General features: G+C 75.3%; 14 protein-coding genes. 10 read left to right on the top strand and 4 right to left on the bottom strand.

What is annotated here, in order from left to right; genetic code table 11:
* The first annotated feature begins 97 nt into the window (after positions 1 to 97).
* From ASG49_RS04010 to ASG49_RS03995, 4 genes are all read left to right on the top strand, one after another.
* Positions 98 to 4672: an ATP-dependent helicase gene (locus tag ASG49_RS04010; RefSeq protein ID WP_056537356.1), complete on the top strand. Its 4575-nt coding sequence runs from the start codon at positions 98 to 100 to the stop codon at positions 4670 to 4672.
* Between the two features lie 6 nt (positions 4673 to 4678).
* Entirely contained in the window at positions 4679 to 5557 is an 879-nt protein-coding gene (locus tag ASG49_RS04005; RefSeq protein ID WP_056537354.1) for a DNA-formamidopyrimidine glycosylase family protein, read from the top strand.
* The gene (locus tag ASG49_RS04000; RefSeq protein ID WP_082533765.1) at positions 5554 to 7110 is read left to right on the top strand and encodes a spermidine synthase; all 1557 of its coding nucleotides are present in this window, start codon (positions 5554 to 5556) and stop codon (positions 7108 to 7110) included. Before ASG49_RS04005 ends, ASG49_RS04000 begins: the two co-directional genes overlap by 4 nt.
* 71 nt (positions 7111 to 7181) lie before the next feature.
* Positions 7182 to 8237 carry a hypothetical protein gene (locus ASG49_RS03995; RefSeq protein WP_156384169.1) on the top strand — a complete coding sequence of 352 codons (1056 nt, stop codon included), beginning with the start codon at positions 7182 to 7184 and terminating at the stop codon, positions 8235 to 8237.
* Here the strand turns inward: ASG49_RS03995 and ASG49_RS03990 are convergent.
* On the bottom strand, positions 8203 to 8886 hold the full coding sequence (locus tag ASG49_RS03990) for a response regulator transcription factor (protein WP_056537350.1): 684 nt from the start codon (positions 8884 to 8886) through the stop codon (positions 8203 to 8205). The two genes, ASG49_RS03995 and ASG49_RS03990, sit on opposite strands and share 35 nt — an antisense overlap.
* A complete protein-coding gene (locus tag ASG49_RS03985; protein ID WP_056537348.1) occupies positions 8883 to 10202 on the bottom strand; it encodes an ATP-binding protein in 1320 nt (439 codons plus the stop codon). The genes ASG49_RS03990 and ASG49_RS03985 overlap by 4 nt, the downstream gene beginning before the upstream one ends.
* A 146-nt stretch (positions 10203 to 10348) precedes the next feature.
* Between ASG49_RS03985 and ASG49_RS03980 the strand changes: the two genes are divergently transcribed.
* From ASG49_RS03980 to ASG49_RS03970, 3 genes are read left to right on the top strand one after another with little or no spacing between them, the layout of a single operon-like run.
* Positions 10349 to 11608 (top strand): PspC domain-containing protein, encoded by a 1260-nt coding sequence (locus tag ASG49_RS03980; RefSeq protein ID WP_056537345.1) that lies wholly within the window; start codon positions 10349 to 10351, stop codon positions 11606 to 11608.
* Positions 11608 to 11952, top strand: a complete 345-nt coding sequence (locus ASG49_RS03975) for a hypothetical protein (RefSeq protein ID WP_056537343.1) — start codon at positions 11608 to 11610, stop codon at positions 11950 to 11952. The genes ASG49_RS03980 and ASG49_RS03975 overlap by 1 nt, the downstream gene beginning before the upstream one ends.
* Positions 11949 to 12200, top strand: coding sequence for a PspC domain-containing protein (locus ASG49_RS03970; protein WP_056537341.1), 252 nt, complete (start codon positions 11949 to 11951; stop codon positions 12198 to 12200). The genes ASG49_RS03975 and ASG49_RS03970 overlap by 4 nt, the downstream gene beginning before the upstream one ends.
* Here the strand turns inward: ASG49_RS03970 and ASG49_RS03965 are convergent.
* On the bottom strand, positions 12164 to 12946 hold the full coding sequence (locus tag ASG49_RS03965; RefSeq protein ID WP_056537338.1) for a MerR family transcriptional regulator: 783 nt from the start codon (positions 12944 to 12946) through the stop codon (positions 12164 to 12166). The two genes, ASG49_RS03970 and ASG49_RS03965, sit on opposite strands and share 37 nt — an antisense overlap.
* Positions 12947 to 13128: 182 nt before the next feature.
* Here ASG49_RS03965 and ASG49_RS03960 point away from each other — a divergent pair, with 182 nt between their 5' ends.
* Positions 13129 to 14280, top strand: a complete 1152-nt coding sequence (locus tag ASG49_RS03960) for an acyl-CoA dehydrogenase family protein (RefSeq protein ID WP_056537336.1) — start codon at positions 13129 to 13131, stop codon at positions 14278 to 14280.
* A 204-nt stretch (positions 14281 to 14484) separates the two neighbouring features.
* Positions 14485 to 15396, top strand: coding sequence for a sigma-70 family RNA polymerase sigma factor (locus tag ASG49_RS03955; protein ID WP_082533762.1), 912 nt, complete (start codon positions 14485 to 14487; stop codon positions 15394 to 15396).
* A 54-nt stretch (positions 15397 to 15450) separates the two neighbouring features.
* Here the strand turns inward: ASG49_RS03955 and ASG49_RS03950 are convergent, their stop codons facing one another.
* On the bottom strand, positions 15451 to 16425 hold the full coding sequence (locus ASG49_RS03950) for a glycerophosphodiester phosphodiesterase family protein (RefSeq protein ID WP_056537333.1): 975 nt from the start codon (positions 16423 to 16425) through the stop codon (positions 15451 to 15453).
* Between the two features lie 72 nt (positions 16426 to 16497).
* Here ASG49_RS03950 and ASG49_RS03945 point away from each other — a divergent pair, with 72 nt between their 5' ends.
* Positions 16498 to 17034: a YbaK/EbsC family protein gene (locus ASG49_RS03945; protein WP_056539737.1), complete on the top strand. Its 537-nt coding sequence runs from the start codon at positions 16498 to 16500 to the stop codon at positions 17032 to 17034.
* Positions 17035 to 17067 lie beyond the last annotated feature (33 nt).

Below are 17067 nucleotides of genomic sequence, written 5' to 3'. Positions count from 1 at the left end.
CGACAACCGTCGCGCCCCTAACCGACCGCCCCCGGGCCACGGACTCATCGGTCCCGCCCCACCGGGGGCTGTCGGTGGGCTCCGGCAGGATGTCGGGGTGCAGCAGTTCAGCGAACCCACCCGCGCCTGGTTCGCGGCTGCCTTCGCCGCCCCCACGCCCGCCCAGCAGGGCGCCTGGGAGGCCATCTCCGCCGGTCGGCACGCCCTGGTGGTCGCCCCCACGGGCTCGGGCAAGACGCTCTCGGCGTTCCTGTGGTCCATCGACCGGCTGGCCACGACACCGCCCCCCGAGGAGAAGCAGCACCGCTGCCGCGTCCTCTACGTCTCCCCGCTCAAGGCCCTCGCCGTCGACGTCGAGCGCAACCTCCGCGCCCCGCTGGTCGGCATCCGGCAGACGGCCGAGCGGCTCGGCCTGGAGGTGCCGGAGATCCGGGTCGGCGTCCGGTCGGGCGACACCCCGGCCCAGGAGCGGCGACGGATCCAGACCTCGCCCCCCGACATCCTCATCACCACCCCCGAGTCGCTGTTCCTGATGCTGACCTCGCAGGCCCGCGAGGCGCTGCGCGGCGTCGAGACCGTGGTGCTCGACGAGGTGCACGCGGTGGCGGGCACCAAGCGGGGCGCCCACCTGGCGGTCTCGCTCGAGCGCCTCGACGAGCTCCTGGAGCGCCCGGCCCAGCGCATCGGCCTCTCCGCCACGGTCCGCCCCGTCGACGAGGTCGCCCGGTTCCTCGGCGGCGCCGCCCCGGTCGAGGTCGTCGCCCCGCCCTCGGAGAAGCAGTGGGACCTCACCGTCGTGGTCCCGGTCGAGGACATGACCCAGCTCGGCGGCGAGGAGGGCGACGACGGCCCCCGGGCCGGCTCGCTGTGGCCCCACGTCGAGGCGCGGGTGCTCGACCTGGTCGAGCAGCACACCTCGACCATCGTCTTCGCCAACTCCCGGCGGCTGGCCGAGCGGCTCACGGCCCGGCTCAACGAGCTGGCCGCCGAGCGCGCCGGTCTCGACCGCGAGGACGCCGCCCAGGACGGCCCGCCCGCCGAGGTGATGGCCCAGTCCGGCCAGACCGGCGGCTCCGACCCCGCGGCGCCCCTGGTCGCCCGCGCCCACCACGGCTCGGTCTCCAAGGAGCAGCGGGCGATCATCGAGGACGACCTCAAGCGCGGCCGGCTGCCCTGCGTGGTGGCCACCAGCAGCCTCGAGCTCGGCATCGACATGGGCGCCGTCGACCTGGTCGTGCAGGTCGAGTCGCCCCCGTCGGTCGCGAGCGCGCTGCAGCGCGTCGGTCGCGCCGGCCACCAGGTGGGCGAGGTCTCGCGCGGGGTGCTCTTCCCCAAGCACCGCGGTGACCTGGTGCCCTCGGCGGTCGCGGTCGAGCAGATGCGCTCCGGCGGCATCGAGGCGCTCCACGTCCCGGCCAGCCCGCTCGACGTGCTGGCCCAGCAGGTGGTGGCGGCGACGTCGATGGACGCCTGGCCGGCCGACGACCTCTTCGACGTCGTACGCCGCTCGGCACCCTTCGCGACGCTCCCGCGCAGCGCCTACGACGCGACCCTCGACCTGCTCTCGGGCCGCTACCCCAGCGACGAGTTCGCCGAGCTGCGTCCCCGCCTGGTGTGGGACCGCGTCACCGGGGAGCTGACCGGGCGGCCCGGCGCCCAGCGGCTGGCCGTCACCAGCGGCGGCACCATCCCCGACCGCGGCCTGTTCGGCGTCTTCCTCGTCGGCGAGAAGGCCAGCCGGGTGGGCGAGCTCGACGAGGAGATGGTCTACGAGTCGCGGGTCGGCGACGTCTTCACCCTCGGCACGACCAGCTGGCGGATCGAGGACATCACCCACGACCGCGTCCTGGTCGCACCGGCCCCCGGCCAGCCCGGACGGCTGCCGTTCTGGACCGGCGACACCCTGGGCCGTCCGGCCGAGCTCGGCGGGGCCATCGGGGCGTTCACCCGCGAGCTCTCGGCGCTGCCGCGCGAGCAGGCGTTGGCCCGGGTGCGCGGCGCGGGCCTCGACGCGTGGGCCGCCGACAACCTGGTCTCCCTGCTCGAGGAGCAGAAGGAGGTCACCTCGGCGGTCCCCCACGACCAGCAGCTGCTGGTGGAGCGCTTCCGCGACGAGCTCGGCGACTGGCGCATCGTGGTGCACTCCCCCTACGGCACCCCGGTCCACGCGCCGTGGGCGCTGGCCATCAACGCCCGGCTGCGCGAGCGCTACGGCCTCGACGCGCAGGCCATGGCCACCGACGACGGCATCGTGCTGCGCATCCCCGAGACCGACCAGGAGCCCCCCGGGGCCGAGCTGGTGGCCTTCGAGCCCGAGGAGCTCGAGCCGCTGGTCACCACCGAGGTGGGCGGCTCGGCCCTGTTCGCGTCGCGGTTCCGCGAGTGCGCCGCGCGGGCGCTGCTGCTCCCCCGCCGGGACCCGGGACGTCGCGCCCCGCTGTGGCAGCAGCGACAGCGCTCCGCGCAGCTGCTCGAGGTGGCGGCGCGCTACCCGTCGTTCCCGATCATCCTCGAGACCGTCCGCGAGGTGCTGCAGGACGTCTACGACCTGCCCTCGCTGGTGGCCCTGCACCGCCGGATCGCCGACCGTCGGCTGCGACTGGTCGACGTGCAGACCCAGCGTCCGTCGCCGATGGCGCAGTCGTTGCTGTTCGGCTACGTCGCCGCCTTCATGTACGAGGGCGACTCGCCGCTGGCCGAGCGCCGGGCGGCCGCGCTCACCCTCGACCAGGGCCTGCTGGCCGAGCTGCTCGGACGGGCCGAGCTGCGCGAGCTGCTCGACCCCGAGGTGCTCGCCGAGGTCGAGTCCGAGGTGCAGCGGCTGGCCGAGAGCCGACGGGCCAAGGACGCCGAGGGCATCGCCGACCTGCTCCGGCTGCTCGGCCCGCTCGACGCCGACGAGGTGCGCGCGCGCTGCTCCGACCCCGACCAGGTCGACGGCTGGCTGCAGCAGCTGGTGACCGCGCGCCGGGTCGTGCCCGTGCTGATGTCGGGCCAGCAGCGCTTCGCCGTCGTCGAGGACGTCGCCCGGCTGCGCGACGGCCTGGGCGTCCCCGTGCCCCCCGGCGTGCCCGACGTCTTCACCGAGCCGGTCGAGGACCCGCTGGCCGACCTGGTCGGCCGCTACGCCCGCACCCACGGCCCCTTCACCGCCCACGAGGTCGCGGCACGCCTCGGCCTCGGCGTCGCGGTCTGCCACCAGACCCTGGCCCGGCTCGCGGCCCAGGGCCGGGTGATGGAGGGCGAGTTCCGGCCCCAGGGCAGCGGTGCCGAGTGGTGCGACGCCGAGGTGCTGCGGCTGCTGCGCCGCCGCTCGCTCGCCCGGCTGCGACAGGAGGTCGAGCCGGTCGAGCCCGCGGCGCTCGCGCGCTTCGTGCCCGCCTGGCAGCACGTCGTGCCGCCGACGGCGACCGGCCGGCAGAGCCGGTTGCGCGGCCTCGACGGCGTGGTCACGGTGGTCGACCAGCTCGCGGGCTGCGGCGTGCCCGCGAGCGCGCTCGAGACGCTGGTGCTCCCCGCCCGCGTGGCCGACTACAGCCCCGCGATGCTCGACGAGCTGACCTCGACCGGCGAGGTGGTGTGGGCCGGGCACGGCGACCTGCCCGGCGCCGACGGCTGGGTCTCCCTGCACCTCGCCGACGCCGCCCCGCTCACGCTGCCCGACCTCGGCGAGCTCGCGCTCACCCCGGAGCACGAGGCCGTCCTCGACGCCCTGTCCGGGGGCGGCGCCTACTTCTTCCGGCAGCTCGCCACCGCCGCGGGCAGCAGCGACGACAAGGCGCTGACGGCCGCCGTCTGGGGCCTGGTCTGGTCGGGCCGGCTCGGCAACGACACCCTCGCCCCGCTGCGGGTGCTGACCCGCAGCGGCCGCAGCGCCCACCGCGCCCGGCGCACCCCGCCCCGCGTGCGCAGCGCCCGCCCCAGCCGGCCGCGCCTGAGCAGCGCCGCGCTGCGGGCCGCCCCGCCCGACATGGCCGGCCGCTGGTTCCTGCTGCCCGAGCGCGAGACCGACCCGACGCTGCGGGCGCACGCGGTGGCCGAGAGCCTGCTGGAGCGCCACGGCGTGGTCACCCGCGGCGCCGTGGTCAGCGAGCGGACGCCCGGCGGCTTCGCCGGCGCCTACAAGGTGCTGGCGGCGTTCGAGGACACCGGGCGCTGCCGGCGCGGCTACTTCGTGGAGGGGCTGGGCGCCGCCCAGTTCGGCACCGTCGGTGCCATCGACCGGCTGCGGATGCACGGCGACACCCAGCGCGACCGCGACTCCCAGCCGGTGCACGCCGTGGCGCTGGCCGCGACCGACCCGGCCAACCCCTACGGCGCGGCGCTGCCCTGGCCACCGCAGGAGTCCGGCCACCGGCCCGGCCGCAAGGCCGGGGCCCTGGTGGTGCTGGTCGACGGCCACCTCGCCCTCTACGTCGAGCGCGGCGGCAAGACGCTGCTCACCTTCATGGACACCGAGGGCACCGGCGGTGACGACGCTGCGGCGCAGGACCGGCTGGTCGCGGCGGTCACGGCGCTCGGCCGGGCCGTGGGCGACGGGGCGCTGGGCCGGCTGGTCGTCGAGAAGGCCGACGGCGCCAGCATCCACGGCGACGGCTCCGAGCCGCTGCGCCGGGCCATGGAGGCGGCCGGGTTCATCGCCACGCCCCGCGGCCTGCGGGTGCGGGGCTGAGGTCCGGTGCCCGAGGGCGACAGCGTCGTACGCGCCGCGCGACGGCTCGACGAGGGACTGCGCGGCCAGGTGCTCACCCGCTCCGACCTCCGGGTGCCCTCCCTGGCCACCCGTGACCTGCGTGGGGCCACCGTGCTGGGCACCGCGACGCGGGGCAAGCACCTGCTGACCCGCTTCGACTCGGGCCTGACGCTGCACACCCACCTCAAGATGGAGGGCCGCTGGGACGTGCAGCGGCCCGGCGCCCGTTGGCGGCGTCCGTGGCACACCGCCCGGGTCGTGCTCGGCACCGCGACCACCGAGGCGGTCGGCTTCTCGGTGCTGCTCGACCTCGTCCGCACCGAGGCCGAGGACCGGCTGGTGGGCCACCTCGGCCCCGACCTGCTGGGTCCCGACTGGGACGCCGCGACCGCCGTGGCCAACCTGCGCGCGCACCCCGACCGGCCGCTCGTCGAGGCGCTGCTCGACCAGCGGTCGCTGGCCGGCATCGGCAACGTCTTCGCCTGCGAGATCTGCTTCCTCGGCGGCGTCGACCCGCGTGACCCGGTGGCGCTGGTGCCCGACCTCGCCGCGCTCGTCGCGATCGCCCACGAGCAGCTGCTGGCCAACCGCGACCGCCCGTTCCGGGTCACCACCGGCGACCCGCGGGCGCTCCGGGCCGCCCGGGCCCCGCGTTCGGACTACCGCTCGGGGGCCGGTGGGCCGGGCTCGCGCCAGGGACGCCGCTACTGGGTCTACGGCCACCGGGGACCGTGCGCCCGCTGCGGCACCCGGCTGCGGCAGGCCGACCTCGGCCCCGTCGGGCGGGCGCGGCCGACCTACTGGTGCCCGTCCTGCCAGCCCCCACGGCGCGTGACCGGCGCCCAGGTAGGTTCCACCGCGTGACGCAGACCAGCGCCTCCACGTCCGACGCGGCCCCGACCGGTGACGCGCCCCACCGACCGCCCCGCGGCCTGCTCGAGCTGATCGTGTTCGTGGTCGGCACCGCGAGCCTCGGCGCCGAGATCGCCGCCGCCCGGCTGCTGGCCCCCTGGTTCGGCGCCAGCACGATCGTGTGGGCCAACACCATCGCGATCACGCTGGTCTCGCTCTCGGTCGGCTACGCCATCGGTGGCCGGCTGGCCGACCGCAACCCCACGCTGCACGGCCTGGCCCGGTGGGTGCTGGCCTCCAGCGTCTTCTTCGCCGCGGTGCCCTTCCTGGCCGCGCCGTTCCTGCGGCAGTCGGTGCGCGCCTTCTCGGAGTACTCCGGCGGCCTGTTCCTCGGCTCGCTGGTCGGCGTCGGCGCGATGATCGCGGTGCCGGTGCTGATGCTGGGCATCGTCTCTCCCTACGCCGTGCGGCTGAAGGTCGACAGCGTCGAGGACACCGGCAAGACGGCCGGCCGGCTCTACGCCCTCGGCACCATCGGCAGCCTCACCGGCACCTTCGGCGCCACCCTGGCACTGATCCCGCTGGTGGGCAGCCAGCGCACCTTCCTGGTCTTCTCGCTGCTGCTGGCGCTGGTCTCGGTGCCCGCGCTGCGCGGCAGGGTCCGGCTGCTGGGCATCGTGATCGCCGTCGCGATCGCCGTCCTGGTCGCGGTGCCCCCGGGCTCGACCAAGACCGTGACCGACGCCGGCCGGGTGATCGACGAGGCCGAGACGGAGTACCAGTACGCCCGCGTCATCGAGGCCGATGACGGCACCCGCGTGCTGGAGCTCAACGAGGGCCAGGCGATCCACTCGATCTACCGCCCCGACGACTTCCTGTTCGGCGGCTACTGGGACTCGATGCTGGTCGCCGGCTTCGGCGGCGGCAGCGCCCCGCAGAAGATCGTCAACCTCGGCAGCGCGGGCGGCACCGTGGCCCGCGGCCTGACGCACTACTTCCCCGACGTCGAGGTCGACGCCGTGGAGCTCGACGACAGGGTCAGCGAGATCGGCCGCGAGTACTTCGGGATGACCAGCGACCGCATCACCACCCACACCGCCGACGCCCGGCCGTGGCTGCAGCAGAGCGACGAGCGCTTCGACAACATCATGCTCGACGCCTACCGCCAGCCCTACATCCCCTACTACCTGACCACGAAGGAGTTCTTCGAGGTCACCCGTGACCGGCTCAACCCCGGTGGCACGGTCACCGTCAACGTCGGGCACGTCCCCGGCAACGACCAGCTCGAGAAGGTCCTCACCGCGACGATGCGCGCGGTCTACGGCGAGGCCAACGTCTGGCGCGACCCGGTCGACGACACCAACACCGTGCTGCTCGCGACCACCGCCGAGCAGGACCCCCGCGACCAGCTGCGCGCGGCCGACGTGCCCGCGGACGTCCGTCCCGTCGCCGACGACGCGGCCGCACGGCTCGAGCCCGGCCTCGACGGCGGCACCGTCTACACCGACGACCGTGCCCCCGTGGAGTGGCTGATCGACGCCTCCTTCGTGGCCGTCGCCGAGTAGGCCCCACCCCGGTCGGTCTCGCTCCTCGGGGCGGGCTCGCCGTCCGCGCCCGGCATCCGCACAATGTCCGCGTGGAACCCGACGCACTGCCGCCGCCCGAGGACCTGTGGTGGTCCTGGGCCTGCGTGGCGGCGCTCGCCCTCCTGGCCGACGACGCGGGGCACGACGAGCACGTCCTCGACCTGCCCGCGCTGGTGCTGCGCCTGGACCGGGCCGACGGCTCCTGGCTGCGGATGCAGCCCACCCGCGGCGGACGCTGGGTGCTGTGGGGCCGCTCCGCGGACGCCCCCACGGCGCCGCCCGACGCCCGCCGGGGCGCCCCGGACTGGACGCTCAGCGAGGCCACCGACGAGGGCCGCCCGACCTTCGTGTGCTGGTGGGCCCACGAGGAGTGGGACACCAGCACCTCGGTCGAGGACCCGGGCGCGGTGCCGCTGCTGCGGGCCCTGCTCGGCGCCGACCCCGAGCTGTGCGAGGCCGCGCGGTCCGGGCGCGTGACGGACGCCGACCTGCGCCGCCACGCGCCCGCCGACGTCGACGACCTCCGCGTGCTGCAGGCGCTGGACCTCCTGGCCGACGCACGTACGCCGCCCCCGCTGCTCCCGCGCGGCCCGGTGCGCGAGCGGCTGCGCGACCAGCTGCACCGCCAGATGCGCGAGGCCCCCGACCGCGAGCGCGCGCTGATCCAGCAGCCGCCGGCCGTCGTGCGGTGGGCGCAGGTCAGCGGCCCCACCTCCCCCTTCGAGTACGCCGTGATGGCGCGCCGCGACCGGCTGGTCCCGGCCCCCACCAACACCCGGCTGCCCGCCGCGGCCGAGCGCACCCTGGTCACGCTGCTCCACGTGCTGCACCACGACGAGGCGAGCGCTCAGAGCGGGGCGTGGCTCTTCGCCCGGGTGGCCTCCGACGGCGTGGTGGTCGAGTTCGAGCGGGCCTTCGACTCCTACCCGTCCTGGTGGCGGGTGCTGCACCCCGAGCAGGGCCCGGCGCTCGACGACCTCGCGTGGGAGATGGGTCAGCGCCACCCCGACTGGCGCCCGGCCTGGGCGAGCCTGCTGCCCGCCCGCCTCCTGGCGCAGACGCCGCGCGGCCCTAGAGCAGGCGCCGGTCCGAGGCCCACCTCGTGAGCTCGTGGCGCGAGGAGAGCTGCAGCTTGCGCAGCACCGAGGACATGTGGGTCTCGACGGTCTTGGTGGAGATGAACAGCTCGGCCCCGACCTCGCGGTAGGAGTAGCCCCGCGCGATCAGCCGCATCACCTCGCGCTCGCGCTCGGTGAGCCGGTCGAGGTCCTCGTCGACCGCCGCGACCTCGATGGTGCCGGCGAACGCGTCGAGCACGAACCCCGCCAGCCGCGGCGAGAACACCGCGTCACCGGAGGCCACCCGGTCGATGGCGGCGACCAGCTCGGGGCCGGTGATGGTCTTGGTCACGTAGCCGCGCGCGCCGGCCCGGATGGTGCCGATGACGTCCTCGGCGGCGTCGGAGACCGACAGCGCGAGGAAGCGGGTGGGGGCGTCGACGGCGCCCGGCGACGCGGCGTACCGGCGCATCACCTCGGCCCCGCCGCCTCCGGGCAGGTGCACGTCGAGCAGCACCACCGCGGGCCGGTGGGACCGCACCGCGGCGACGGCCTCGTCGACGTCGGCGGCCTCGGCCAGCACGGTGACGCTGCTGCCGAGCTCGGCACGCACACCGGCCCGGAACATCGCGTGGTCGTCGACGATCACGACGGTGTGCCGGCCGGTGGGGACGGGGTGGCTCACGGGGTCGCTCACGGTGCCTCCTGGTACGGGTCGTGCGGGGGACGGGGCATGGCGAGCCGGACCTCGGTGCCGCTGCCGGGGGTGCTGCGGACCTCGGCCCGGCCCCCGTGGCGGGACATCCGCGACTCGATGCTGTGGCGCAGCCCGTGGCGGTCCTCGGGCACGGCGGTGATGTCGAACCCGCGGCCGCGGTCGCGCACGAAGACCTCGATGCAGCGCGGGGTGGTCTCGGCGTAGACGTCCACGGTGGCGGCCCCGGAGTGCCGGGCCGCATTGGCCACCGCCTCGCGGGCGGCCAGCACCAGCGGCCGGTCGGCCTCGGTGAGCGGGGCGTCGCCGACGCAGACCACCTCGACCGGGACGCCGTGCACGTCCTCGACCTCCGCGGCCACGGCGCGCAGCTCGCCGGCCAGGGTGGTCGGGCCGGGCTCGTCGCTCTGGAACAGCCAGGCGCGCAGGTCGCGCTCCTGGGCCCGGGCCAACCGCGACACCGTGGCCGGGTCGGCGGCCGAGCGCTGGATCAGGGCCAGGGTCTGCAGCACCGAGTCGTGCAGGTGCGCGGCCACGTCGGACCTCTCCTCCGAGCGCACCCGCGCCTCGCGCTCCTCGCTCAGGTCGGCCGAGAGCCGCACCAGCCAGGGCCCGAGCACCAGCCCGATGCCGACCATCGCGATCGCGGCGGCCAGGCCGACGTCGAGCGCCACCGACAGGCTGCCCGAGCGCAGCGCGAACACCACGACCGCGACCAGGAGCAGCGAGGTGCCGGCGAGCAGGCGCAGCCACGCGGCCGCTCCCCCGTCGCCGACCAGGGCACGCACCGGGTTGACCCGGCGCCGGTCGTCGCGCCACCGGTCGCGCTGCGCCCGGTCGGCCTGCACCCACAGCACCGACAGGCCGGCGGCCCCGATGACGAGCGGGGCGACCGCGAGCGTGCGGCCGGTGACCAGGGTGAGCAGCAGCAGCACGCCCGCGGCGATGGCCCCGACCGCCACGAGCGGGCCGTGGTCGATCAGCCGGCGGGCACGCCCGCCGCTGCGCCGGCCCTGCCGGGTGGCGGCGTCGAGCCCCGGCGTGCCGCCGGCGCCGTCGCGGCGGGCGGGCAGCACCAGCCACAGCGCGGCGTACAGCACCGCGCCGAAGCCGCCGAGCACCACCAGCGCGAGCATCGCGATCCGCACCCGCGAGACCGGGAGCCGCAGGTGGCGCGCCAGGCCGGCGGCCACGCCGCCCAGCAGGGCCTCGTCGGTCGCCCGGTAGGCGCGGCGCGGCGCCGCCCCGGGGCGGGACCCGGGGTGCGGGGGCAGGACGGTGCTCGTGTCCGGGCTCATGTCCGGTCCATCGTGACACCCCGGGGCCTCCCCCGGCATCGGGAGCGACCCCGGTCCGGCGCCGGGGGTCGACCCCCGGGCACCCGGGGTCGGACCAGGGTCGTCCCCGATGGTGCGGGGGTGCCCGCCCGACCACGATGGTGGACATGGACGACCAGGCAGACCGCCCCACCGAGGGCACCACCCAGACCGACCCCGGCCCCCGGCTCGGCACCGAGCAGGTGCGCGACCTGGGCCGGCTCTCCCGCTCCACCTCCGACCGCTACCTCGCCGGCGTCGCCGGCGGGCTGGGCCGCCACTTCGGCGTCGACCCCACCGTGGTGCGCGTGCTGCTCGCCGTGCTCGCGCTCTTCGGCGGCGCCGGCCTGCTGGTGTACGCCGCGGTGTGGGCGTTCGTGCCCGAGGACGGCCGCGACCGGGCGCCGCTCGAGGTCGGCGCCGAGGGCCGACGGGCGGTGGTGCTGGTCGCCGGGCTGCTCGCGGTGCTGATCGTCCTGGGTACGCCCTTCGCCGGCGACGGCTGGGGCTCGGGCTGGGGAGTCGGCCTCGGCGTACCCGTGCCGCTGCTGCTGCTCGTGCTCGTCGTGGCCGCCCTGGTCAGCAGTGCCCGCCAGCGCCGCGACCGCGAGGACGCGCCGCCGCCCGCCCCGTGGGGCAACGCCCCCACGGCCGACAGCCGCTCCGGCGCGCCGGCCGCACCCGGGGGCGCCCCGACCGCGGCCATGCCCCCGACGCGGTCCTACCCGGCGGGCTTCGCCACCCCGCCCGCGCCGCGGTCGCGGCGTACCGGCCTGGTGCTGTTCTGGCCCACCGTCGCGCTCGTCGCCATCGCGCTCGGCGTGCTCGGCATCCTCGACGTCGGCGACGACGTGCTGCTCTCGGCGTACGCCGCCCTCGCGCTGGCCGTCGTCGCGGTGGCGCTCCTGGTCGGCGCCTTCGTGGGCCGCCCCGGCGGCCTGGTCGCGCTCGGCCTGCTCGCCACCCTGGCGCTCGGGATCACCAGTGCGGTGGACGCCGCGGCCGGCTCCTCGGTCCGCGCCGACGAGACCTACGTCGTCCCGACCGACCCGGGCGCGGTGCGGGCCTCCTACACGAACGGCAACGGGCTGTTCACCCTCGACCTCACCGACGTGGGCGACCCACGGGCGCTCGACGGCCGCCGTGTCGCGGTGCGGATCGCGGCCGGGGAGGCGCGGGTCCTCGTGCCCGAGGGCGTCGCCGTCCGCGTCGACGCCGAGGTGGCGTACGCCGGGAGCATCGACATCGGCGACCGGCACCGCGAGGGCCTCAACCCCGTGCTCGCCGACCGGGTCGGACCCTCGGAGCAGGCCCCCGACGTCCCCGTGCTCGACCTCGAGGTCGACGCCCGGGTCGGCCAGATCACCGTCCAGACCGAGGAGTCCTGATGAGCACCACCTCCCCCGCCACCCACCGGTCCGTCAAGGTCGCCCACCTGGTGATGGCGCTGCTGTTCCTCGGCGTCGTGGCGGTGTGGGCGCTGGTCGCCTCCGACGCCGTGGGCGCCGACCAGGTCGCCTTCCTGGTGCCCGGCGTCCTCGTCGTGGCCGGGGTCCTGGGCCTGCTGGCCAGCGTGGTCAGCGCCCGCAACCGGGCCCGTCGGCCGCAGCCCGACCCGGTGCCGCCGCTGCACGACGACCTGCACGACGACCTGCACGACGACCTGCACGACGACCTGGAGCACACCGCTCCGCTCACCCCCACCCGCACCATCGACGAGGAGTCACGATGACCGAGCAGACCACGCACCCGACCACGTACCCGACCAGCCACCCGACGGACCACCAGCAGCCCGCCCCGCCCTACCGCCGCCTGGTCCGCACCGACGGCCCGCTGGCCGGGGTCTGCGGCGGCGTGGGCGCCTACCTGGGCGTGGACCCCACCGTGGTCCGCGTGCTGGCGGTGCTCGCCATGGTGCTGACGCTGCCCGTCGGCCCGCTCGTCTACCTGGTGCTCTGGGCCGTCGTCCCGCGCGGCTGAGCGCCGGCCGGGCCGGCCGGCTCCTCCGGGACCGCCAACGACCGGGTGATCACGTCGTTGGCGGCTCGCTGGAACCCGGCCACGACGGCCTCCAGGGTCAGCTGCCGCAGCCGCGACATCGTCTGCTCGAAGGCGGCGGTGTCGGCCTCGGAGTGCTCCCGGCCGCGGAACGGCTTGAGCACCCGGTGGCGCAGCACGTCGGTCAGCTCGTCGGCCAGCGCGACCATGTGGCGGTTGATCGCCTCCGAGGCCACCTCGAGGGAGTCCGTCGGGAGGTCGAGGGAGTCGAGCCGGAGCGCCACGTCGAAGGCCGGCAGCAGCTCGAAGCGGTCACCGTCCCGGCGTACGGCGAAGATCTTCTCGAGGCGGTCCAGGTCGTCGTCGCCCAGCGCCCGACCGGCCTGCGCCTCCAGCTGGCGCCGCGTCACCGGCTCGCGCCGGCCCCCGCCCCACGAGGTCAGCATCGCCCGCTGCAGCGCGAGGTCCTCGACGCCCGCGTCGTCGGGCAACCGCCGGAGGTACTGCTCGATCGCGGCCAGCGTGAAGCCGTGGTCCTGCAGGGCCCGCACCAGGTCGAGCCGGGCGCGGTGCTGGGTCGTGTAGTAGGCCATCCGGCCGCGACGGATCGGCGGCGGGATCAGGCCGAGCCCGGCGTAGTACCGCGTGGTGCGCACCGTGGTGCCGGTCGCCGACGCCAGCTCGTCCACGGTGTAGAGCTCGCGGTCCTCCTGCGCGGCTTCGGCCACCGGTTCCTCCTCGCGGTTCGCGGCACCGAGCGGCACCGTCGTGCCCCACTGTGCCAGTCCTGCTGGCAACGTCGCCCACGACACCGCCGGCCGGACGACCGCCCGTCGCTTGATCGTTGACACCGTTGCTGTGACAGTGGTGGTGTCAGCATCCGCCCGACCCGATCCGCTGCGAGGACCCCATGGCCGAGACGTCCGCGTCCCTCTACTCCGACGAGCACGAGGACTTCCGCAAGACCGCGCGCACCTTCTACGAGCGCGAGGTCGTCCCCCACCACGACCAGTGGGAGCGCGACGGCATCGTGCCGCGCGAGCTGTGGACCAAGGCGGGCGAGGCCGGGCTGCTGTGCTTCGACGTCCCGGAGGCCTACGGCGGCCCGGGCGTGCAGGACTTCCGCTACCACGTCATCCTGTCCGAGGAGCAGGCCCGGGCCAACGTCAGCGGGCCCGGGTTCTCGGTGCACAGCGACATCATCGTCCCCTACCTGACCAGCCTCGGCACCGAGGAGCAGAAGCAGCGGTGGCTCCCCGGCTGCGTCTCGGGCGAGACCATCACGTCCATCGCGATGACCGAGCCGGGCGCCGGCAGCGACCTCCAGGGCGTCCGCACCACGGCCGTCGACCAGGGCGACCACTACGTCCTCAACGGCTCCAAGACCTTCATCTCCAACGGCATCAACGCCGACCTCGTCATCGTCGTGGCCCGCACCGACCCCGACGCCGGCCACAAGGGCATCAGCCTGCTCGTCGTGGAGCGCGGCATGGAGGGCTTCGAGCGCGGCCGCAACCTCGACAAGATCGGCCTGCACGCGCAGGACACCGCCGAGCTGTCCTTCACCGACGTGCGGGTGCCGAAGGAGAACCTCCTGGGCCAGGAGGGCGAGGGCTTCATCTACCTGATGATGAACCTCCCCCAGGAGCGGCTGATCATCGCGGCGCAGGCCGTCGCCGCCTGCGAGGCCGTGCTCGCGATGTGCCTGGACTACGCCAAGACCCGCGAGGCGTTCGGCAAGCCGATCGGCAAGTTTCAGCACAACCGGTTCCTCGTGGCCGAGATGGCGACCGAGACCCGGGTCGCCCGCGCGTTCCTCGACGAGTGCCTGCGCAAGCACCTCACCGGCGACCTGACCGCGGTCGACGCCGCCATGGCGAAGTACTGGTGCACCGAGCTGCAGAACAAGCTGGTCAACCAGGGCGTCCAGCTCCACGGCGGCTACGGCTACATGATGGAGTTCCCCATCGCCAAGGCCTACCTCGACAGCCGGATCTCGACGATCTACGGCGGCACGACGGAGATCCAGAAGGAGATCATCGGGCGCAGCCTGGGGCTGTGAGACCCGTCTGAGTGAACACCTGTCGTCTGGTTGAACAAAAAACTGGACGGTTCGTCCACTTGACGGATTCGTGGGCTATGGTGCATGGACGCGCTGCTGTCACGGCAGCGGGAGCCCGGTTGTAGACCTCGACCCGGCACCTGGGGACCCGACGGGTTCTCGCGGCACCCTGTCTCCCGCGGGAGAGCAAGGTCGAGTGGCCTGATGACCACCACTGCTCCACCGCCTTCGGGCGCCGACCGCAGCGCGACGACGCGCACGACGGTCGACGACGCGCGCCCCGACGACGCCACCCCGGCTCCCAGCACCCCGGAGACCCGTGCCGCCCGGCGAGCCGTCGCCCGCAGCAACGCCAGCCAGGCCCGCAACGAGCGCACCCGCGAGCTGTTCACGCTGGCGCTCGCCTCCGAGTCGGTCGTGGAGCGGCAGCAGCTGCTCGACCAGGTGATCGTGCTGCACCTCGAGCTCGCCCACGCCGAGGCCAAGCGCTACCGCTCCCGCGGCGTGCCGCTCGACGACCTGCGCCAGGTGGCCGCGCTCGCGCTGACCAAGGCGACCAACGGCTACGACGTCACCACCGGCCACGACTTCCTGTCCTACGCCGTGCCGACCATCCGCGGCGAGCTGCGCAAGCACTTCCGCGACCACGGCTGGATGATCCGACCGCCGCGCCGCATCCAGGAGCTGCAGGCCCGCATCAACGTGGCCGACGCCGAGCTGGCCAACGAGCTCGGCCGCGCTCCCCTCCCCGCCGAGATCGCTCGCCGGCTCGAGGAGCCGGAGGCGTCGGTCATCGAGGCGCTGGCCAGCGACGGCTGCTTCGTGCCCGCCTCGCTCGACCACCCCGCGGGCGGCGACGGCCTCACGACGCTGGGCGACCTGCTCCCCTTCGACGACCTCGACCACCAGGCCTCCGAGGCCCGGCTGGTGCTGCGCCCGGTGCTGCGGGCGCTCTCCGACCGCGACCGCCAGATCCTGACGATGCGGTTCTACGAGGGCCTCACCCAGCGCGAGATCGCCAGCCGCATCGGCGTCACCCAGATGCAGGTCTCCCGGCTGCTCACCCGCATCCTGGGCCAGCTCCGCTCCGACGTCGGCGACCTCAAGGGCCGCTGAGCCTCCGGGCCGGCCGGATCGATCGGGTCCGCCAGCCACCCTCCTCGGGGAGCGCTACACCGCCACCGCAGCCGTACGCCGCGCGCGCACGGCGAGGGCGGTCTCGGGGTGGTCGCACAGCAGGCCGTCGACCCCGAGGGCGAGCAGGGCCTCGACCTCAAGGTCGGCGTGGCCGTGGCGGCGGGGCGGGCCGGGGACGCGCAGCTCGGCGGGCAGGTGGCGGTTCTCGTTGCGCAGCGTCCAGACCAGCACGTCGAGCCCACGCGACTGCACCCGCTCCACGGCCGGACCGGGGCCGGTGCTGCGGTCGTCGGCGTCCCGGGGCAGCGCGAGCTGCTTGTGCAGGCCGACGCCGGTGGCGTACTCCCCCACCTTGTGCAGCCGGCCGCGCCGCAGCGCCTTGGACTGCCCCTTGTCGACGAGCTGCACCAGGTCGACGTCGACGTCCCGACGCAGCCGGCGCAGCACGTCGGCCTCGAAGGCCATCACGGTCAGCGGCGCGAGCGCGGTGGTGAGCCGGTGGGCTCGCAGCAGGTCGACCAGCGGCTCGTGCAGCGCCAGCCCGAGGCCGGCGAGGTGGGCCGCGTGCTTGAGCTCGACGTGGACGCCGAGGGTGCGACCGGCCCGGGCCGACTCCTCCTCGCGCAGCCGCAGCAGCTCAGCCAGGGTCAGCACCGGCAGCCGGTCGTCGAAGGCAGCGCTCCGCTGACGGCGCCGCGGCCAGCGCTCGCGGGCGCGCAGCGTCCGCAGCTGCGCGAGGTCGAGGTCGTGGACGAACCACCCCTCCTCGACCTGTCCGTCGACGACCTGCCGGCGGCGCAGGTGGGCCAGCTCGGGGTGGTCGGCGACGTCGGTGGTGCCCGAGAGCTCGAGGTCGTGGCGGCACACGAGCACGCCGTCGCGCGTCGCGACGACGTCGGGCTCGACGGAGTCGGCGCCGGAGCGCCAGGCCAGCCGGTACGCCGCCGCGGTGTGCTCGGGGCGGTGCCCGCTGGCGCCGCGGTGGCCGATGACGAGGGGTCCGCTCACGGCCTCCAGGCTCCTCGGCCGAGGTGACGGGACGGCGACGTCGAGGCGAACGCCACGACTACGGTGGCCGTCATGCCCCGACTCGGCACCCTCGACCTCGTCCCCGCGACCTCCCGTCCCGACCTGCTCGCCGATCCCGTACGCCGCGCGCTCGCCGCCTGGCCGCACGCGGACGAGGTCCTGCTGGCCGTGATCGACCCGGCCCTGGCCGACACCGCCGCGATGTCGGAGGCCTACGAGGTCTCCCTGGAGGCGAGCGCCAACTGCGTCGTGGTGATGGGCCGGCGTGCCGGCGAGGAGCGCACCGCAGCATGCATCGTCCGCGCCGACACCCGCGCCGACGTCAACACCGTGGTCAAGAGGCTGCTCGACGTGCGCAAGTGCTCCTTCCTCGACCACGACCGGGCCGTGGCCGAGACCGGCATGGAGCACGGCGGCATCACCCCGGTCGGGCTGCCCGAGGGGTGGCGGCTGCTGCTCGACGAGCGGGTCGTCGACATCGACCAGGCGGTCGTCGGGAGCGGCGTACGCGGGTCCAAGCTGGTGCTGCCCGGCCGGCTCCTCGCCGAGCTGCCCGGCGCCGAGGTCGTCGCCGGCCTGGCCGGCTGACTGGTCCACCCCCGAGCCACCCTGCCGCCTGCT

Origin of the sequence: Marmoricola sp. Leaf446 (genome assembly GCF_001424755.1) — a bacterium.
Taxonomy (GTDB): domain Bacteria; phylum Actinomycetota; class Actinomycetes; order Propionibacteriales; family Nocardioidaceae; genus Marmoricola.
Note: the sequence above shows the minus strand (reverse complement) of the source record. Positions and strands in the feature narration are given on the sequence as shown.